The sequence below is a fragment of the Microbacterium caowuchunii genome, assembly GCF_008727755.1.
Lineage (GTDB): Bacteria > Actinomycetota > Actinomycetes > Actinomycetales > Microbacteriaceae > Microbacterium > Microbacterium caowuchunii.
In genome coordinates, this window is record NZ_CP044231.1 from 1,985,373 (window position 1) to 2,003,074 (window position 17,702).

Sequence of the window (17,702 nt, forward strand, 5' to 3'; positions counted from 1 at the left end):
AGGTTACTGCGCGGGCCGGACCACGACCAAAAGGTCCCCTGCTTCCACCTGCTGCGTGGCGCCGATCGCCAGACGTTCAACGACCCCGTCGACGGTGCTCGTGATGGCCGCCTCCATCTTCATCGCCTCGATGGATGCCAGCGGCTGCCCGGCACGGACGGACTCGCCCACCTCGACCTTGACGGTGACGACACCGGAGAACGGCGCGGCGATCTGACCCGGTTTGGACGTGTCGGCTTTCTCGGCCTGACGGCTCTCCACGGCGATGCTGCGGTCGCGCACGAACACGGGGCGCAGTTGTCCGTTGAGCGTGGTCATGACCGTGCGCATGCCCTTGTCGTCGGCTTCACCGATCGCCTCCAGCCCCAGCCAGAGCTGGACGCCCCGCTCGATCTCGACGACGTGCTCGACCCCCGGGGTGAGCCCGTAGAGGTAATCGTCGGTGTCCAGCGCGGACAGGTCGCCGTAGGTCTCGCGCGTCTCCTGGAACGTGCGCGTGGGCGCGGGGAACAGCAGGCGGTTGAGGGCGTCCCGCCGGGTTGCCGGGTCCGCTGCCAGAGCCGCCTCATCCTCGGCGGAGAGGTCCGCGGTCGGCTCCTTCCGCGCACGGCCCGCCAGCACCTTGCTCCGGAACGGCTCCGGCCACCCGCCGGGCAGGTCGCCGAGCTCGCCCGCCATGAACCCGACGACGGAGTCCGGGATGTCGTAGTTCTGCGGGTTCTCGGCGAAGTCCGCCGGATCCGCGCGCACCGCTGCCAGTGCCAGCGCGAGGTCGCCGACGACCTTGGAGGACGGCGTCACCTTCGGGACCCGGCCGAGGATCTCGTTCGCGGCGGCGTACATGTCCTCGATCAGCTCGAAGTCCTCGGCCAGTCCCAGCGCGATCGCCTGCTGGCGGAGGTTCGAGAGCTGACCGCCCGGGATCTCGTGGTGGTAGACGCGGCCGGTGGGGCCGGGCAGGCCGGACTCGAACGGACGGTACTGGTGGCGCACGGCCTCCCAGTAGGGCTCCAGGTCCGCAGCGGCCTGCAGCGGGATGCCGGTGTCGCGCTCGGTGTGGGCGAGTGCGGCGATCAGTGCCGACAGCGAGGGCTGGCTCGTGGTGCCGGCCATGGGCGCCGCGGCGACGTCCACCGCATCCGCTCCGGCTGCGCTGACGGCGAGGAGCGTGGCCAGCTGGCCGCCCGCCGTGTCGTGCGTGTGCACGTGCACGGGCAGGTCGAACCGCTCGCGGAGGGCGGCGACGAGCTTCGCCCCCGCGGCCGGCCGCAGCAGGCCCGCCATGTCCTTGATGGCGAGCACGTGGGCGCCCGCCTCGACCATCTGCTCGGCGAGTCGCAGGTAGTAGTCGAGGGTGTAGAGATCCTCGGCGGGGTCGAGCAGGTCGCCGGTGTAGCAGAGCGCCGCCTCGGCGACCGCGGTTCCGGTGGAGAGCACCGCGTCGATGGCCGGCCGCATCTGGGACACGTCATTGAGCGCGTCGAAGATCCGGAAGATGTCGACACCGGAGGCCGCCGCCTCCTGCACGAACGCGTCCGTCACGGCGGTCGGGTACGGAGTGTAGCCGACCGTGTTCCGTCCGCGCAGCAGCATCTGGATCGCGATGTTCGGGAACGCCGCGCGCAGCGCATCGAGACGCTCCCAGGGGTCCTCGCCGAGGAACCGGAGCGCGACGTCGTAGGTGGCTCCGCCCCAGGCCTCCACCGAGAGGAGCTGGGGCGTGAGACGTGCCACGTAGGGGGCGACCGTGAGCAGGTCCTTCGTGCGCACGCGGGTGGCCAGCAGCGACTGGTGCGCGTCGCGGAAGGTCGTCTCGGTGACCGCCAGCGCGGTCTGCGCCCGCAGGTCGGCGGCGAACCCGGCCGGGCCGAGTTCGAGGAGCCTCTGCCGGGATCCGGGCACCGTCGGGGTCGCGAGGTCGACCGTCGGGAGCTTCAGGCGGGGATCCACCGTGAGCGGGTTCTCACCGTTGGGCTTGTTCACGGTGACGTCGACCAGCCAGCTGAGGATCTTCGAGCCGCGGTCCTTCGACTCGCGTCCGCGCAACAGCTGCGGGCGCTCGTCGATGAAGGCGGTGCTGATGTCCCCCTCGATGAACTGCGGGTCGTCGAGCACGGCCTGCAGGAAGGGGATGTTGGTGGACACCCCGCGGATGCGGAACTCGGCGAGGGCACGGCGCGCTCGCGCGACCGCGGCACCGAAGTCACGGCCGCGGCAGGTGAGCTTGGCCAGCATCGAGTCGAAGTGCGGGCTGATCTGCGACCCGGCCGCCGTGGTCCCGCCGTCGAGGCGAATGCCGGCGCCGCCGGGCGAGCGGTAGGTCGTGATCTTTCCGGTGTCCGGGCGGAAGCCCTGCCCCGGGTCCTCGGTCGTGATGCGGCACTGCAGCGCGGCGCCGCGCAGACGGATCTCGGGCTGGGTCAGTCCGAGCTCTTCGAGGCTCGCGCCCGCGGCGATCCGCATCTGCGACTGGACCAGGTCGACGTCCGTGACCTCTTCGGTGACCGTGTGCTCGACCTGGATGCGAGGGTTCATCTCGATGAAGACGGCCTCACCGGTCCGCGGTCCCGCCGTCTCCAGGAGGAACTCGACCGTCCCCGCGTTCTGGTAGCCGATCGACTCCGCGAAGGCGACGGCGTGGCGGTGCAGGGCCTGGCGCACATCCTCGTCGAGGTTGGGTGCGGGCGCGATCTCCACGACCTTCTGATGGCGTCGCTGCACGGAGCAGTCCCGCTCGAACAGGTGGACCGTGTGGCCGTAGGTGTCCGCGAGGATCTGGACCTCGATGTGCCGCGGTCGCTGTACGGCCTGTTCCAGGAACATCCGGGCGTCGCCGAAGGCGCTCTGCGCCTCGCGCATCGCCTCGGCCAGAGCCGGGGCCAGCTCCTCCTTGGTCTCGACGCGCCGCATCCCCCGCCCGCCGCCGCCGGCGACCGCCTTCGCGAACACGGGGAAGCCGATCTCGTCCGCCTGCGCGAGGAGCTCGTCCACGTCGTCGGACGCGGGTGTGGAACGCAGCACCGGAACACCCGCCGCGACGGCGTGCTCCTTCGCGGTGACCTTGTTCCCGGCCATCTCCAGGACCGCCGCGGGCGGGCCGATGAAGGCGATCCCGTTCTCGGCCGCCTTGGCGGCGAGCTCGGGGTTCTCGGAGAGGAAGCCGTACCCCGGGTAGATCGCGTCGGCCCCGCTGTCCTTGGCTACCCGGATGATCTCGTCGACATCCAGGTAGGCGCGCACCGGATGCCCCTTCTCACCGATCTGGTAGGCCTCGTCGGCCTTCAGCCGGTGCAGCGAGAACCTGTCCTCGTAGGGGTAGACGGCGACGGTGCGCGCCCCGACCTCGTATGCCGCGCGGAATGCGCGGATGGCGATCTCACCTCGGTTGGCGACCAGGATCTTCCGGAACATGGGACCTCTAATCCGTCATGTGGCGGGCGGCGTGACGATCTCAGCGGCGACATCGCCGGGGACTGAGTGTGCTCACAGCCTAGGGGACGGTAACGTGGTCGCTTGTGCACGTTCTTTCCGTCAGCTCACTCAAGGGTGGAGTCGGCAAGACGACCGTGACACTCGGTCTCGCGTCCGCCGCGTTCGCCCGAGGTGTTCGAACGCTCGTCGTCGACCTCGACCCGCAGTCCGACGTGTCGACGGGATTGGACATTCAGGTGGCCGGCCGCCTGAACGTCGCCGACGTCCTCGCCAATCCGAAGGAGAAGGTCGTCCGACAGGCGATCACGTCCAGCGGATGGACCAAGGTCCATCCCGGCACGATCGACGTGATGATCGGCAGCCCCTCGGCGATCAACTTCGACGGACCGCACCCCAGTGTGCGCGACGTCTGGAAGCTCGAGGAGGCCCTCGCGACCGTCGAGGCCGATTACGATCTCGTGCTCATCGACTGCGCACCGTCGCTGAACGCCCTCACGCGCACCGCGTGGGCGGCCAGCGACCGCGTCGTGGTCATCACCGAACCCGGCTTGTTCTCCGTCGCCGCGGCCGACCGCGCCCTGCGGGCGATCGAGGAGATCCGCCGCGGCCTCTCGCCCCGGCTCCAGCCGCTCGGCATCGTCGTGAACCGCGTCCGGCCGCAGTCCATCGAGCACCAGTTCCGTATCAAGGAGCTGCGCGACATGTTCGGCCCGCTCGTCCTGTCGCCGCAGCTCCCGGAGCGCACGTCGCTGCAGCAGGCGCAGGGTGCGGCGAAGCCGCTGCACATCTGGCCCGGCGACTCCGCACAGGAGCTGGCGGCCGACTTCGACGCGCTGCTGGACCGCATCGTCCGCACCGGACGCATCGCCTCCCCCGAGGACAACGCCCCCGCGGTCTGACGCCCGTTCGTCTGCGAGGCCGCCGGGCACGGCCTTCTTTTCCCGCGAGACTGCATAATCGGCACGAGACGGATGCCCTCACGCGCTGTCTCGTGGTTGCCATGCTGTCTCGCGGGAAGGTGTCACCGCGGCGCCACGGATGGCGCGGGCGATCGACGCCTCCGCGAGCAGGGGTCGGAGCCTCGCGAGAGGGCGGTCTCGGCGCGCGGAGAGGACGGACGCAGCCTCGGAGCGGGCGGTCAGGCGGTGCGGCGGACGCGACGGACGGCGAGCTCGTCGCTCGGGTCCGTGGCCTGCCCGTCGAAGTCAACCAGCGTCGACTCGACCTCGCGCAGGACCTTGCCCACGGCGATGCCGAAGACGCCCTGACCGCGGCTGACGAGGTCGATGACCTCGTCGTTGGAGGTGCACAAATAGACGGACGCACCGTCGCTCATGAGGGTCGTGCCGGTGAGGTCCCGGATGCCGGCGACGCGCAGCTGCTCGACGGCGGTGCGGATCTGCTGCAGCGAGATGCCGGTGTCCAGCAGACGCTTCACGAGCTTGAGGACCAGGATGTCGCGGAAACCGTAGAGCCGCTGCGATCCCGAGCCGCTCGCCCCGCGCACCGTGGGTTCCACGAGCTCGGTGCGGGCCCAGTAGTCCAGCTGACGGTACGTGATGCCGGCGGCGCGGGCGGCGACCGCACCGCGGTAGCCCACCTCGTCGTCCATCTGCGGGAGGCCGTCCGTGAACAGGAGGTCGGCGTCGAGAGGGATGTCGCCGAGCAGTTCGCCTGCGTTCATGCTGGCGCCCTCCCTTCCGGTGTTGTGTAAGTTCCACGCTAGAGGAGCGCGGGGCCTCGGGCAACGACATCCGACGTCAGGGGGTCGGCGTGTCGGGCCTCAGATGTCGAGTCGGTCGAGGGAGGCGCGGATGAGTGCTTCCCTCACGTCGCTGATGCGCCGGGCGAGTTCGGGCGCGATGTCGGCGGCGCGACCCCGCGATGCCGCGTCCGGACGCCGCCGCAACGGCGCCAGCGCGGACTCCACGAGCGCCACGTCGCGCTCGGCGCTCTGCTTCAGGTTGCGCAGGTGACGCGGCTCGATGCCGTGCCGGTCGAGCGCGACGAGGGCGCGCAGCATCCCGAGCGCCTGTTCGTCGTAGGTCTCCCCGCCGGTGATCAGACCGGTGCTGAGGGCGTCGTTGAGCAGCTGGGCGCCCGCGCCGGCGGTCCGCAGCAACTCGTCCCTGCGGTAACGCCGGGCGGTGGGCATGATCGACCGCGGCACCGAGTCCGCGGGCGGCGCGGGGTCGCGTCCGGCGTCGATGTCGTCGAGGTACTCGCGGATCACGCTGAGGGGAAGGTAGTGGTCACGCTGCAGCGTGAGGGCCAGACGCAGCCGCTCCAGATCCGCGGGCGTGAACTTGCGGTACCCGGACTCGGTGCGACGGGGCGTGACGATGCCCTGCACCTCCAGGAAGCGCAGCTTGCTGGAAGTCAGGGCGGGGAAGTCCGGGGTGAGCCGCGCCAGCACCTGGCCGATACTCAGAAGGCCCGCGGCCTCGCTGCGGCCACGGGCGGAAGCAGCCCCCATCAGGCGTCCGCGGCCGCAGAGAGATCGGCGGGCGAGACGAAGAAGTTCAGCCGGAACTTGCCGATGCGCACTTCCGCACCGTTGGAGAGGATGGCGCGGTCCACGCGCTCCCCGTTCACGTACGTCCCGTTCAGGGAGCGCTGGTCGACGATCTCGAAGGCGGATCCGACCCGCGTGATCTCGGCGTGACGCCGCGACACGGTGACATCGTCGAAGAAGATGTCGGCGTCCGGATGGCGACCCACCGTGGTCACGTCGGTGTCCAGGAGATAGCGCGCTCCGGCGGTCGGGCCGGAACGGACGATGAACAGCGCCGCCCGCGAGGGCAGCGCTTCGATCGCCTCCATCTCGGCATCGCTCAGCTCACTGCCGAACGGCACGAACGACAGGTCCGAGTCGTGCCCGAACGTCTGGGTGGTGTCGTGGTTCGGCATCGCGCCATCACCCTGGCGCCGGACAGCGTCCGGCCGATGTGTGTACTGCTCGTCCACGTCGTCCTCCTCGGGTTCTTCAGCCTATCCGATCACGAGCCCGCTCCGACATCCTGTCGTCCGGGTGGGGAGACGTCCAGGCGGCCCTCGGCGTCACGGCCTAGGCTCGGCGGCGTGATCGCATCCGGTATCCCCACGCGTGCCCGTCGGACCCTCGCGTCCACGCTCGCCGCCCTCGTGCTCGCCCTCCTCGCCCTGATGGTGTCGGCCTCCCCCGCCGCAGCCCACGACGAGCTCGTCTCCACGGACCCCGCCGCGGGATCCACGGTCGACGCACTGCCCGCACAGCTCACGCTCGGCTACAGCGCCGAACTCCTCTCCCAGGGTTCGGGCACGGTGGTCGAGGTGACGGATGCCGCCGGCGCCTCGCTCACCGACGGCGAGCCGACGGTCGACGGCGCCGTCGTCGTGCAGCCCCTGGCCGGTGATGCCGAAGGAACCGTGACCGTGGTGTGGCGCGTGGTCTCCAGCGACGGCCACCCCATCGCCGGCGAGTTCTCCTTCGAGGTCGCGGCGGCGGCACCGGCCGAGACCCCCACCGCCGAGACCGCCGCGACGCCGTCCGAGACCGCGGAGTCCACCCCGGAACCCACCATGACGGCCCTGGTCGTCGACGAGGACACGGACGAGCCCGCGAGCCCCCTGCCCTGGGTGATCGGAGCGATCGCCGTGGTCGCCGTCATCGTCCTGGTGGTCTGGCTCCTCGGCGCCCGCGCACGCCAGCAGAAGCAGCTCGCCCGCGACCGCACGGCCGGACGGACGGGCCGCGACGAGCGATAGGCTTTCCTCATGCCTCATTACGACGTCGTCATCCTCGGCGCCGGCCCCGGCGGTTACGTCGCGGCCGTCCGAAGCGCCCAGTTGGGCCTGTCCACCGCGATCATCGAAGAGAAGTACTGGGGCGGTGTCTGCCTGAACGTCGGCTGCATCCCCTCCAAGGCGCTCCTGAAGAACGCGGAGCTCGCCCACACCTTCACCCACAAGGCGAAACTCTTCGGCATGTCCGGGGACGTGACGTTCGACTACGGCGTGGCGTGGGATCGCAGCCGCGAGGTGGCCGACGGCCGCGTCAAGGGCATCCACTACCTGATGAAGAAGAACAAGGTCACCGAGTACCAGGGCCGCGGTTCCTTCGTCGACGACCACTCCATCGACGTCACCAAGGGCGACGGCTCGGTCGAACGCGTCACCTTCGACAACGCGATCATCTCGACCGGTTCCACCGTGCGTCTCCTGCCGGGCGTTACCCTCAGCGACAACGTCGTGACCTACGAGGAGCAGATCCTCTCCCGGGACCTCCCGGGCTCGATCGTCATCGTCGGCGCGGGCGCCATCGGCATGGAGTTCGCCTACGTCATGTCGAACTACGGCGTGAAGGTCACGATCATCGAGTTCCTCGACCGTGCGCTCCCGAATGAGGACGCCGATGTGTCGAAGGAGATCCAGAAGCAGTACCGCAACTACGGCATCGACATCCTCACCTCCACCAAGGTGGAATCGGTCGTCGACGGCGGATCGTCGGTGACGGTGACCTATACCGACAACAAGTCGGGCGCACAGGGGTCGATCGAGGCCGACAAGGTGCTCATGTCGATCGGATTCGCCCCGCGGGTCGAGGGCTTCGGCCTGGAGAAGACCGGCGTGCAGCTCACCGAGCGCGGCGCGATCGCCATCGACGACTACATGCGCACCAACGTGCCGCACATCTTCGCCATCGGTGACGTCACCGCGAAGCTGCAGCTGGCGCACGTGGCCGAGGCGCAGGGCGTCGTCGCAGCGGAGACCATCGGCAAGGCCGAGACCATGACGCTCGGCGACTACCGGATGATGCCGCGCGCGACCTTCTGCTCCCCGCAGGTGGCCTCGTTCGGCCTCACCGAGCAGCAGGCCAAGGACGCCGGTCACGAGATCAAGGTGGCGACCTTCCCGTTCATGGCGAACGGAAAGGCGCACGGCCTCGGCGAGCCGGTCGGCTTCGTCAAGCTGATCGCGGACGCGGAGCACCTCGAGCTCCTCGGCGGCCACATGATCGGACCGGACGTCTCGGAGCTCCTGCCGGAGCTGACCCTGGCCCAGAAGTGGGACCTCACGGCTCTCGAGCTCGCCCGCAACGTGCACACGCACCCGACGCTGTCCGAGGCCCTGCAGGAGGCCTTCCACGGCCTGGCGGGGCACATGATCAACTTCTGATCCCGCCGCGCACACGAAGGAGGGCGGGTCCCGGAGCATTCCGGGACCCGCCCTCCTTCGTGTGCGGGTGTGCGGGTCAGAGACCGAGTGCCCGTCCGAGCTTGGATTCGGATGCAGCGGGGCGCCCCCCGGCCGCGGCCACGAGCTCCGCCACGGCGGAGAAGAACCCGCTGCGCCATCGTTCGTCGGCGGGCGCGGCGGGACCGAGCTCGATCTCCCACTCGCGCCAGCTGCTGACGGACCCCGTGCGCTCGGCCGTCGCCGTCACGTGATCGTCCACGACCTCGGCGACGAGACCACCGGCGGCGTCCGTGAGCGCGTAAGCGGTCCGCCGATTGCGGATGCGGGCGAGCGGCGTGAACGGCGGTGCACCCCACGTCCGGACGGCAGCGGCGACGACCTCCGGGAGCTCTTCGGACTCACCCAGCGGCCAGTGCCACTCGTGCCGGCCGTCGACAGCGGAGCTCTTCACGTGCCATCCGGCGTCGGGTCCCCCGGTACGGCGCCGCAGCGCCACGCGGGCCCGGCCGAGGGCGAGATCCTCGGTGTCGAGGTAGCGAGCGTCGAGCTCGCGGAGTTCGGGAGCGCCGACGGCGGTGACGCCCGGCAGGCCGGACCAGTCCGGCAGGATCGCCGCCTCGTCGACGTCGAACTTCACCTCGACCTCGACGGTGCGCGTGGGTTCGTCGTATCCGTCGCTCACGCGTTGTCGACGTCGTCCAGCTCGCCGGCCGTCGGGGCCAGCGGCTCGGTCGACTCGGCGTAGGTGAAGTGGGCCTCGGTCGGCCCGTCGTCGTCGCCGGTGTTCTCCAGTTCACCCACCCGGCGGTAGACGAGCTGTCCCTCGGCGAAGGGGACGATCAGCGTGTCGTCGATGCTCTCGTCGAGCGGGAGGACCTGCCCGTCGAGGGGGCCACCGGTCAGTCGTGCGAGTGTCATGCGGACCACCCTAGTCCCGCACACCGGACCCGGCCATGGCGGGCCGCTCCCCCGCGGGCTGATCTAGAATCACCCGGATGGACAGCCCTCGCACTCTCCGCCGGCGCACGGCGTGAAGCCCTTCGCGCTCTTGGCCACCCGCGCCGAGGACCTGCCCGCGGATGAGGAGTATGCGCTCTTCCTGCGATACACGGGCCTCGACGAACGCGACCTCCTCCGCATCCGGATGGAATCGGCTCCGCTCCCTCCGCTCGACCTCGACGGGCTCTCCGGCATCCTGGTCGGCGGGGGCCCGTTCAACGCCTCCGACCCTCCCGAGCAGAAGTCCCCCACCCAGCACCGCGTCGAGAGCGAGTTCGCGGCGCTGCTGGACGAGGTCGTGGCGCGCGACGTCCCGTTCCTCGGGGCCTGCTACGGCGTGGGCACGCTCGGCGCCCATCAGGGGGCGACCATCGACCGCACCCACGCGGAGCCCATCTCGATCGTGCCGGTGACCCTCACGGACGAAGGAGCGGCGGACCCGATCTTCGCCGAGATGCCGCGGACCTTCTCCGCCTTCGTGGGGCACAAGGAGGCCATCCGCACGCTGCCGCCGCATCTGACCCTGCTCGCCGGGTCGCCGGCGTGCCCGGTCCAGGCGTTCCGCGCCGGACGCAACGTCTATGCGACGCAGTTCCATCCGGAGCTCGACGTCGAGGGGATCTCGACACGCATCCGGGCGTACGCGGGTCACGGCTACTTCGCCGACGGGGAGCTCCCGTCGACCCTCAGCGCGGTGCGCACCACATCCGTCACCGAGCCGTCCCGGATGCTGCGGACGTTCGTGGAGCGCTTCGCCCGCTGACGGCGGGCCCCGAGGTCATTTCCCCTCCGCCGCGCCGAGGCGCTCCTTCTCCTCCATGGCCCGTGCCTGCTCCAGTTCGGCCACCGCGGACGACACGGTGTCCTCGGCCCGCCGGAGCCGGCGCTGCGCGAAGGTCCGGGCGCCGAAGCGGGCGCGCACCCGGTCCTCCTGCTCCCGGGTGATCGTGATGATGACCGCGCTCGCGATGAGGATCACCTGAGCGGACAGATTGAACCAGAGCAGCAGCGCGATCAGGGACGCGAAGGAGGCCAGCAGGGGGTTGGCGCTCGCCCCGCCGACGAAGAGGCCGGACAGCTGCTGGAGCACCGTCAGCCCCACTCCCCCGAGGAGCGCGCCGGTCCACAGCGCCTTGGCCGGCGGGCGGAGTCCGGCGAGCGACCGGAACAGCAGCATGATCACGGCCGTATCCAGAGCGAAGATCACCAGCACCGACACCGCCCAGGTCGCCCCCCCGACGATCGGGGAACGCTCCTCGAGCCCCAGCCAATCCGTCACCGTGGAGATCGACGCGGTGCCGAGGAAGCTCATGGCGGCGGAGAGGGCCAGCAACGCCCCGATCGCGATGGCGAGGGCGAGGTTCCGCAGGATCACCCAGATGAACAGCACGTCGTCGGCGAGCCTGTCCGCCAGCGTCCGCAGCGCCAGCCGCAGCGACCCGATGGCACCGATCGCGGCCCCGACCAGACCGACGAGGGAGATCACCCCGGCGACCGTGAGGCTCGCGGGCGCTTCCACGGCGGACGGGTCGACGAGGCCGTCCTCACCGACGAGCCCGGGGATCGCGGCGTCCACCGCGGCGATGATCGCGTCCCAGGCCTGCGGGTTCCCGGACAGCCACAACGCCCCGACCGAGAATCCCAGGAGGACACCGGCGAAGACGCTGAACAGGGTGCGGTAGGTGACGCTGTCCGCCAGCTGGGGGCCCCGATGTTCGGCGTAGAGCAGGAACGCGCGCACCAGGGTGCGCTCGAGCGCCCACGCGATCAGGCGCGGGACGATGCCCCGCGGGGGCGGGGCCGTGGTGGCGGCGGGTTCCGGCATCCGGTCAGGCTAGCGGCAACGCGCCGGACCCGGTCCGCCTTGACAGCGGACGCGCGTCACCGACCGAGCATCTGCACCGCGAGGCCGATCCACGCCCCGAGCAGCATCCACGGGCCGAAGGCCACCCGGGTGCGCCGGTCCGCCCGCCGCGCCGCGATCGCGACCATGCTGTACAGCCCGCCGCAGAGGAACCCGCTGAACACACCGATCGCCAGGGCCTCCCACCCCGCGAATCCGAGGAGGACCCCGACGAGCCCGGCGAGCTTCACGTCGCCGCCGCCGATCCCGCCCGGCTGCAGCATCCGCAGCAGCAGGTAGAACGTGAACACGAGCAGTCCGCCGAGCACGGCGCGCCCGATCGCCCCGGGGTCGCCACCCGCGATCGCGGCGACTCCGAGGAGGATCAGCGCGACGGGGTATGCGGGCAGGACGAGCCTGTTGGGCAGCCGGTGGAACCGCAGGTCCACCACCGCGAGGACGAGGCTCAGCACGGCGAACCCCGCGTAGGCGAGGACGAGCAGGACCGGCACCCATCCGCCGCCCCCTGCATCCGCCATGCGGATCAGCCCTCCAGCACCCGCAGGTCGATGGTCAGGGTGTCGCCCTCCCCCGCCTGTGCCGCATCACGGACGGCACGCTTGATCGGCAGGTGGTATGTGCCGTTCGCGGCGTCGGGGAAGATCGAGGTGCGCCAGCGCAGTCCGGCCGCACCGGCTTCCACCCGCACCGAACCGAAGCCGCGCCGCATCCGGGGGATCTCCCGGATCTCGGCACTGAACAGGGCGGGCACCTCCACGAGGTAGTAGGCGCTGTCGGTGCGGGAGTCCCACCGGAACAGCACGGCGTCGAACACGAACTGCATCCGCCCAGGGTAGGTGCTGTCCCCGGGCGCGTGCCCGGACTATCCCCAGTCTTCCCGTCGGGGCCGGGTGAAGGCGTCGACGAGACCCGCGCCGATCGCGGCGACGGCGTAGACGGCGATGTCCCGCGGGTCGAAGACCGTGCCGAACACCAGCACGACGGGAGGGAAGGCCGCGGCCCACTCCGCCGGGAGCCCGGTGACCTGGAAGGCTTCCACCGCGACGCACCAGCCGAGCGTGACGGCGGAGACCGCCACGGCCGGCAGGCGCGGCCCCACGAGCACGACGAGCGCGTAGACGAGGAGCGGGTACAGCAGATCCCCGGCCACATCGCTCGCGGCCGTGTCCGGCGCCAGCAGATGGATGCCGAGCCCCATCCCCACCGAGACGACCGCCGCGACGAGCGCGGCCGCACGACGGCGGGTCGCGGGGGTCACCAGTTCGGGTGGATCTGCGCGCGCAGCCGCTCGTCGTACACGCGCCGGACCGCGGTGTCGAACCCGCTCAGGTCGAACCCGCCGTCGAGCAGGGCCGCCGCGTCGGCGTTGGCGCGTGCCTGATCGGGGGTGCGTGCCCCCGGGATGACGCTCGTCACGCCGGGCAGCGCGGCGATCCAGGCGAGGGTGGCGGCGGGGAGCGGGACGTCGGCCGGCAGCGCGGCGGCGAGCTCGGATGCCGCGGTGAGACCCGTCTCGAAGTCCACGCCGGAGAAGGTCTCACCGCGGTCGAACGCCTCACCGTGCCGGTTGTAGGCACGGTGGTCGTCCGCGGCGAAGGTGGTCGCCGCGGTGTACCGGCCGGAGAGGAGTCCGGACGCGAGCGGCACCCGGGCGAAGACGGCGACACCCGCCTCCGCTGCTGCCGGGAGCACGTCGTCGAGGGGCTTGAGCCGGAAGGGGTTCACGATGATCTGCACGTTCGACACGTGCGGGCGGGAGATGGCCGCGAGCGCCTGCGCACAGGTCTCCACGGACACGCCGTAGGCGGCGATCGTCCCCTGCTCGACGAGCGCATCGAGCGCCTCGTACGTGGCCGGGTCCTCGATCACACTCGTCGGCGGGCAGTGCAGCTGAACGAGGTCGAGCGTCGCGACACCGAGGTTCCGGCGGGAGCGGTCCGTCCACGCCCGGAAGTTCTCTGGCGTGTAGTTCGCCGGTTCCTGCGCGAGGCGACGGCCCATCTTGGTGGCCACCGTGATCCCGTGCCCCGGCCGCCCCGCGAGGAAGTTCCCGATGGTCTGCTCACTGCGCCCGTCGCCGTAGACGTCCGCGGTGTCGAACAGGGTGACCCCGGCATCCGCCGAGGTCTCCAGCACACGACGCGCGTCGGCATCGTCGACTGTGCCCCAGTCGGCACCGAGCTGCCAGGTACCGAGACCGATGGCCGAAACGGTGCGTCCGGTCGCTCCGAGGGTGCGGGTCTGCATGGGAGGGCTCCTGTCGTCGTGACCGACTCAGCCTAGACGGGGGTCCGGGTGTCCGCCCCCACCGTCAGCGCCATCTCCGCGCCGGCTGCACCGACGCGCTCCCGTCGGCGGACGGGCCGGCGGTGGAGTCCGCCCCGGGAGAGGGCGATCCCGAGAGTGCTGGCGACGGCGAACAGGACGCTTCCTCCGCCCACGAGCAGGACGGCGAAGCTCACCGCCGCCCGCACGGCCACGCGATGGTCCCCGCGCCGTGGCCCGACCGCCAGGAGCGCGACTCCTACCCGTCGCGCCGTACCTGTCCCCGATCCAGGCTACGCCGCACATGGGTCAGGGCGGACGCGGGTGCGTCCGCCCTGACCCATCCGGCTCACGCGGTGCCGGTCACTCCGTGCCGGTGTCCGCGACGCCTCGGCGCGCTCGGTAGCCGGCACCCACCATCACGAGCCCCAGAGCCAGGACCGCTCCCCCGGCGAGGAACACCGAGGTGGGCGAGCCTGCGCCGGTCGCCGGAAGCGCACCCAAGACGGTTCCGCCGGGCCGCGGCGGGGTCACCGGCGGGATGACGGTGACGTCGTTCGTCAGCGTGGCCTCCGCCACGGCGCCCGCCTCGATGGCGATGGTCACCGCCTCGCTGGCGACGACCCGGACCTGCTGATTCGCTCCGGTCGAGGACTCGCTCACCGTGCACTCCGTCCCTGCAGGCAGATCCCCGTACGTCTGGGTGTACTCCCCCGCGGCACTGCCCGCCGGGACCACGAAGGACTCGTCCAGCACGTCGCCGCAGACGACGTCGATGACGATCTCTCCCTGCTGACCCGCCGCGGCACCGCTGAGCGCCTTCGTCAGGAGCAGGGAGCCGGGCAGGAACGTCACGGTGTTCGTCACCGTCACCGCCGCTCCCTCCTCCGTCACCGTCGCCGATTGCGGCGCATCCGTGGTCACGTCGACGACGGTGTTGGCGCCCGTCGTCGGTTCCGTCACGGTGCAGGTGTTGCCCACCGGGATGCCGGAGTAGGTGAACTCCTGGGCATCCTCCGCACCGGCGGCGATGTCCGCGGTGAAGACGTACCCTCCGCCGCACTCGATCGAGAGCTGGATGGCTCCCTGCGAACCGACGCCTTCACCCGCGAACGCCTTGTTCACCGTCAGGCCGCCGGTCGCGAAGAACGACGGCGTCGCCTCGGCGAGCGCGTCGAGTTCGGTGGTGTCCGCGAGGATGAGCCGCTGCGCGTCGGTACGGCCCGGCGTGTTGCCGTCGTACAGGTACACCTGTCCCCGCTGGACGGTGACGACCGCTCTGGCACGCAGGGTGGTCTCGTTCGCCTCCGTCGACGTGCTGGTCACCCAGATCTCGGTGCCCGAGTCGACGGCCGAGTCGTTCGCGATCGGTTGCGTCGCCCCCGCGTCGGCGAACATGGCGTAGCCGGTGGGCACCGACACCGTCACCTGCGCGGCGTTCTCCGCGGTCACGGTGAACGGTCCGGCGGCAGCACCGACCGGAGCCGATGCGGCGGGCGGTGCGATGGAGACCTCCGGCGCGGGAGGCTCGACGACCGGACCGTTCGTCTGCGCGTCGGCGACGATGGCCGCCGCCGCAGTGCGTACGGCGTTCGTACCGGCCGTCAGGACGAATCCATCGGTGAAGTACCAGATCGCCGCTTGGACGGCGGCCGCCCGCTCGTCGTCGCTGCCCAGCGACGCCGGAGCCCCGGACGTCGGGTAGTAGTTGTTCACGATGTAGGTCACATACCCGATGTTCGAGACATCGGATTCGTCCCACGTCCCCGATTCGTACCCGACGCCGCTCGCCGTCTGCACCCCGAGGTTGATGCAGTACATCTCCGCTGTGAGGGAGGGGTCCGATACGGCCCGGGTGATGATCGTGCCGGCGAAGGTGGACACCCCGGTGTATCCGGCCGGCGGCGCATCCGGATAGGGGGCGGTGGGATCCTGCGTGGTGCCGGTCGCCGGCCGGCCACCGGTCACGTCTTGACCGTCGCCGGTGGTGCTGGCGTAGATCTCGGTGTTGGGTCCCACGTTCGGCTCCGCGATGGGAGCAGGATCGTCCGGGATGTTCGCCTGCGCGGCCTGGCCGAACGGAAGCAGGATGAGCGCGGCGGCGGCGAGCGAACCGAGAACGGGGAGCCATTCGCGGCGGGGATTTCGGTGGGAGGAGCGCGTCATGGCGCGGAAGGGTGAGCGATTCACGTGGGTGAAGCTGCTGATGGTCACGCCCCGTCGCCCTTGCGCCACGGACGCACGTGGATGCGGTTTTCCACGTCCTGCACGTTCGGAGAGCCCCAGGCGGCCTGCTCCGCCTGTCGCCGCGCGCTGAAGGATTTGACCGTCCCGGTCAGGATGACCCGATCGCCCGAGACCTCCGCCTCGACGTCCGAACTCTTCAACTGCGCGTTGCGCGCCAGGGTCTGCCGGATCCGCTCCTCGGTGTCGTCCGCGGACACCCGTGGGGTGAGGGTGATGCGATTGTCCACCCGATGCACACCACGCATGTGCCGGACCGCGCGTTCGGCGGCCTCGCGCTGGAAGTCCCAGTCCGCCTCTCCGGAGAGGGTGACCTTGTGCTTCTCGACCGTCGCCTTGACGGTATCCGGAACGTTGTCGGCCCAGGTGAGCGCGTGCTGGACCTCCTTCGCGAGCTCCTCCTCGCTCACACGGCGCTCCGAGGTGGGCCGGACGTCCAGGTCGAGCGCGACGGCGGTGACGCCGTGCACCCGGAGTGCGGCACGCTCGGCGGCGAGCCGGGCCGAGTTGTCCTCCACTTCGCCGAACAGCGAGACGGCGCCGTCCTGGACCGCCACTCCGATCCGGCTCTCGTCCACGTCGGGACTCCACCGGAGTTCGTCCTCCACGGAGGTCTTCACGCTCGCGTCGGTGTCGCTGGGGGTGCTCATGTCATTTCTCCTCGCGGTACGGCGCAACCGGGGGTGTGCGCAGCGTCATCGTCGCCCGGCTCGGGACCGGGAAGTAGTGCCGTTGGTCCCCCACCGGCGTTGCGCGGGCCGTACGAGGCGCCTCCCGGGACGTTCGTCCCTTGCCTTCGGCCCTACCACGGCGCATCCTTGTCAGGCCGGGGGCGGTGGCGACTGGGAGGCGCCCTGAGCATGTTCGGACACGACATCTGGAGTCTCATCCGTTCCGGCCTCCGGAACGTCGCCCTCGACGCGGCCTTCCTGCGGGATCGGGCGACGCTCACTCGCGCCCAGCACGCGCCCATCCGGGTCCGTGCCCTCGTCGCATGACCATACACAGGCCGGTAGCCGGAGCCATGATCCGCATCTTCGTCGTCGATGAGCAGGAGATCGTGCGACTGGGCATCACGAACCTCACCACCACGGCCCGCGATCTCGAGATCGTGGGAGAGGCCGGCACCGCGCGGCACGCGATCACACGCATCGCCGCCACCAGCCCGGACGTCGTCGTCCTCGACGTGCGGCTGCCGGACGGGAACGGGATGGACATCTGCCGCATCATCCGATCCGAGCGGCCGCGTACCCGTTGCCTGGTCTTCACCGCGGATGATCGCGCCTATCTGGGCGCGATCATGGCGGGCGCCTCCGGGTACGTCCTCAAGAGCGTCCGCAGCGACGTGTTCGTGGCGGCGATCCGTCGCATCGCAGCCGGGGAGAACCTGCTGCCCAACGTGGCCGAACTGCCCACTCCCGGGATCACGCACACCCCGCACGATGCGCGCCAGGAACCGGTGCTGACGACCCGTCAGGAACAGATCCTCCGGCTGCTCGCGGAAGGAATGACCAACCGCCAGATCGGCGAACAGCTCACCCTTTCCGAGAAGACCATCAAGAACAACGTCTCCGTGCTGCTGGCGAAGCTCGGGCTCGAGCGTCGCACCCAGGCGGCGGTCTACGGTGCGACCCACGCTCCGGTCCCCGTGGACACGCCGCAGCCCACCCGGTCCTGATTGCCGGCGCGGGGCCGAAGGAGCGCCGTCCTGTGTTTCCCC

20 protein-coding genes are annotated in these 17,702 nt (G+C 70.7%); 6 read left to right on the plus strand and 14 right to left on the minus strand.

Translation table 11 applies throughout. The features are described from left to right. Positions 1-3 precede the first annotated feature (3 nt). Positions 4-3,411, minus strand: coding sequence for a pyruvate carboxylase (locus F6J84_RS09540; RefSeq protein WP_150973284.1), 3,408 nt, complete (start codon positions 3,409-3,411; stop codon positions 4-6). Positions 3,412-3,515: 104 nt separating this feature from the next. On the opposite strand from F6J84_RS09540, the gene F6J84_RS09545 reads away from it, so the two are divergent. Beyond that, positions 3,516-4,331: a ParA family protein gene (locus F6J84_RS09545; protein WP_150973286.1), complete on the plus strand. Its 816-nt coding sequence runs from the start codon at positions 3,516-3,518 to the stop codon at positions 4,329-4,331. Between the two features lie 239 nt (positions 4,332-4,570). Here the strand turns inward: F6J84_RS09545 and F6J84_RS09550 are convergent, their stop codons facing one another. The 3 genes from F6J84_RS09550 to F6J84_RS09560 form a co-directional block, all read right to left on the minus strand. After that, complete coding sequence (locus F6J84_RS09550; RefSeq protein WP_150973288.1) at positions 4,571-5,116, minus strand: MerR family transcriptional regulator; 546 nt, start codon at positions 5,114-5,116, stop codon at positions 4,571-4,573. A gap of 99 nt (positions 5,117-5,215) precedes the next feature. After that, the gene (gene ftsR / locus F6J84_RS09555; protein WP_150891782.1) at positions 5,216-5,908 is read right to left on the minus strand and encodes a transcriptional regulator FtsR; all 693 of its coding nucleotides are present in this window, start codon (positions 5,906-5,908) and stop codon (positions 5,216-5,218) included. Then, the gene (locus F6J84_RS09560) at positions 5,908-6,342 is read right to left on the minus strand and encodes an FHA domain-containing protein (RefSeq protein WP_150891783.1); all 435 of its coding nucleotides are present in this window, start codon (positions 6,340-6,342) and stop codon (positions 5,908-5,910) included. The genes ftsR and F6J84_RS09560 overlap by 1 nt, the downstream gene beginning before the upstream one ends. Before the next feature lie 171 nt (positions 6,343-6,513). Here F6J84_RS09560 and F6J84_RS09565 point away from each other — a divergent pair, with 171 nt between their 5' ends. Both F6J84_RS09565 and lpdA read left to right on the plus strand, forming a co-directional pair. Next, on the plus strand, positions 6,514-7,179 hold the full coding sequence (locus tag F6J84_RS09565; protein ID WP_191905625.1) for a copper resistance CopC family protein: 666 nt from the start codon (positions 6,514-6,516) through the stop codon (positions 7,177-7,179). A gap of 9 nt (positions 7,180-7,188) precedes the next feature. Next, positions 7,189-8,589 (plus strand): dihydrolipoyl dehydrogenase, encoded by a 1,401-nt coding sequence (gene lpdA, locus F6J84_RS09570; RefSeq protein ID WP_150891784.1) that lies wholly within the window; start codon positions 7,189-7,191, stop codon positions 8,587-8,589. Positions 8,590-8,665: 76 nt separating this feature from the next. Here lpdA and F6J84_RS09575 read toward each other — a convergent pair whose 3' ends face one another. Then, positions 8,666-9,292: a CYTH domain-containing protein gene (locus tag F6J84_RS09575; RefSeq protein ID WP_150973292.1), complete on the minus strand. Its 627-nt coding sequence runs from the start codon at positions 9,290-9,292 to the stop codon at positions 8,666-8,668. Continuing rightward, positions 9,289-9,528 carry a response regulator gene (locus tag F6J84_RS09580; RefSeq protein ID WP_150891786.1) on the minus strand — a complete coding sequence of 80 codons (240 nt, stop codon included), beginning with the start codon at positions 9,526-9,528 and terminating at the stop codon, positions 9,289-9,291. Before F6J84_RS09580 ends, F6J84_RS09575 begins: the two co-directional genes overlap by 4 nt. Positions 9,529-9,640: 112 nt before the next feature. Here F6J84_RS09580 and F6J84_RS09585 point away from each other — a divergent pair, with 112 nt between their 5' ends. Then, positions 9,641-10,372, plus strand: a complete 732-nt coding sequence (locus F6J84_RS09585; protein WP_150973294.1) for a glutamine amidotransferase — start codon at positions 9,641-9,643, stop codon at positions 10,370-10,372. Positions 10,373-10,387: 15 nt separating this feature from the next. Here F6J84_RS09585 and F6J84_RS09590 read toward each other — a convergent pair whose 3' ends face one another. The 8 genes from F6J84_RS09590 to F6J84_RS09625 all read right to left on the minus strand — a co-directional run bounded on the left by F6J84_RS09590 (position 10,388) and on the right by F6J84_RS09625 (position 16,632). Beyond that, positions 10,388-11,434 (minus strand): YihY/virulence factor BrkB family protein, encoded by a 1,047-nt coding sequence (locus tag F6J84_RS09590; RefSeq protein WP_150973295.1) that lies wholly within the window; start codon positions 11,432-11,434, stop codon positions 10,388-10,390. A 56-nt stretch (positions 11,435-11,490) separates the two neighbouring features. Next, positions 11,491-11,991: a prepilin peptidase gene (locus F6J84_RS09595; RefSeq protein ID WP_150973297.1), complete on the minus strand. Its 501-nt coding sequence runs from the start codon at positions 11,989-11,991 to the stop codon at positions 11,491-11,493. A 5-nt stretch (positions 11,992-11,996) separates the two neighbouring features. Next, positions 11,997-12,296 (minus strand): DUF1905 domain-containing protein, encoded by a 300-nt coding sequence (locus F6J84_RS09600; protein ID WP_150973299.1) that lies wholly within the window; start codon positions 12,294-12,296, stop codon positions 11,997-11,999. 39 nt (positions 12,297-12,335) lie between these two features. Next, positions 12,336-12,731 (minus strand): DUF2809 domain-containing protein, encoded by a 396-nt coding sequence (locus tag F6J84_RS09605; protein ID WP_238702445.1) that lies wholly within the window; start codon positions 12,729-12,731, stop codon positions 12,336-12,338. Next, the gene (locus F6J84_RS09610) at positions 12,728-13,720 is read right to left on the minus strand and encodes an aldo/keto reductase (RefSeq protein WP_150973301.1); all 993 of its coding nucleotides are present in this window, start codon (positions 13,718-13,720) and stop codon (positions 12,728-12,730) included. Before F6J84_RS09610 ends, F6J84_RS09605 begins: the two co-directional genes overlap by 4 nt. A 32-nt stretch (positions 13,721-13,752) precedes the next feature. Beyond that, the gene (locus F6J84_RS09615; RefSeq protein ID WP_150973303.1) at positions 13,753-13,953 is read right to left on the minus strand and encodes a hypothetical protein; all 201 of its coding nucleotides are present in this window, start codon (positions 13,951-13,953) and stop codon (positions 13,753-13,755) included. Positions 13,954-14,101: 148 nt separating this feature from the next. Then, positions 14,102-15,952, minus strand: coding sequence for a thioester domain-containing protein (locus F6J84_RS09620; protein ID WP_150973305.1), 1,851 nt, complete (start codon positions 15,950-15,952; stop codon positions 14,102-14,104). Further along, a complete protein-coding gene (locus tag F6J84_RS09625) occupies positions 15,949-16,632 on the minus strand; it encodes a BON domain-containing protein (RefSeq protein ID WP_150973307.1) in 684 nt (227 codons plus the stop codon). The genes F6J84_RS09620 and F6J84_RS09625 overlap by 4 nt, the downstream gene beginning before the upstream one ends. Before the next feature lie 210 nt (positions 16,633-16,842). Here F6J84_RS09625 and F6J84_RS15495 point away from each other — a divergent pair, with 210 nt between their 5' ends. Then, positions 16,843-16,980: a hypothetical protein gene (locus F6J84_RS15495; RefSeq protein ID WP_191905626.1), complete on the plus strand. Its 138-nt coding sequence runs from the start codon at positions 16,843-16,845 to the stop codon at positions 16,978-16,980. Then, complete coding sequence (locus F6J84_RS09630) at positions 16,977-17,660, plus strand: response regulator (RefSeq protein WP_238702447.1); 684 nt, start codon at positions 16,977-16,979, stop codon at positions 17,658-17,660. The genes F6J84_RS15495 and F6J84_RS09630 overlap by 4 nt, the downstream gene beginning before the upstream one ends. Positions 17,661-17,702 lie beyond the last annotated feature (42 nt).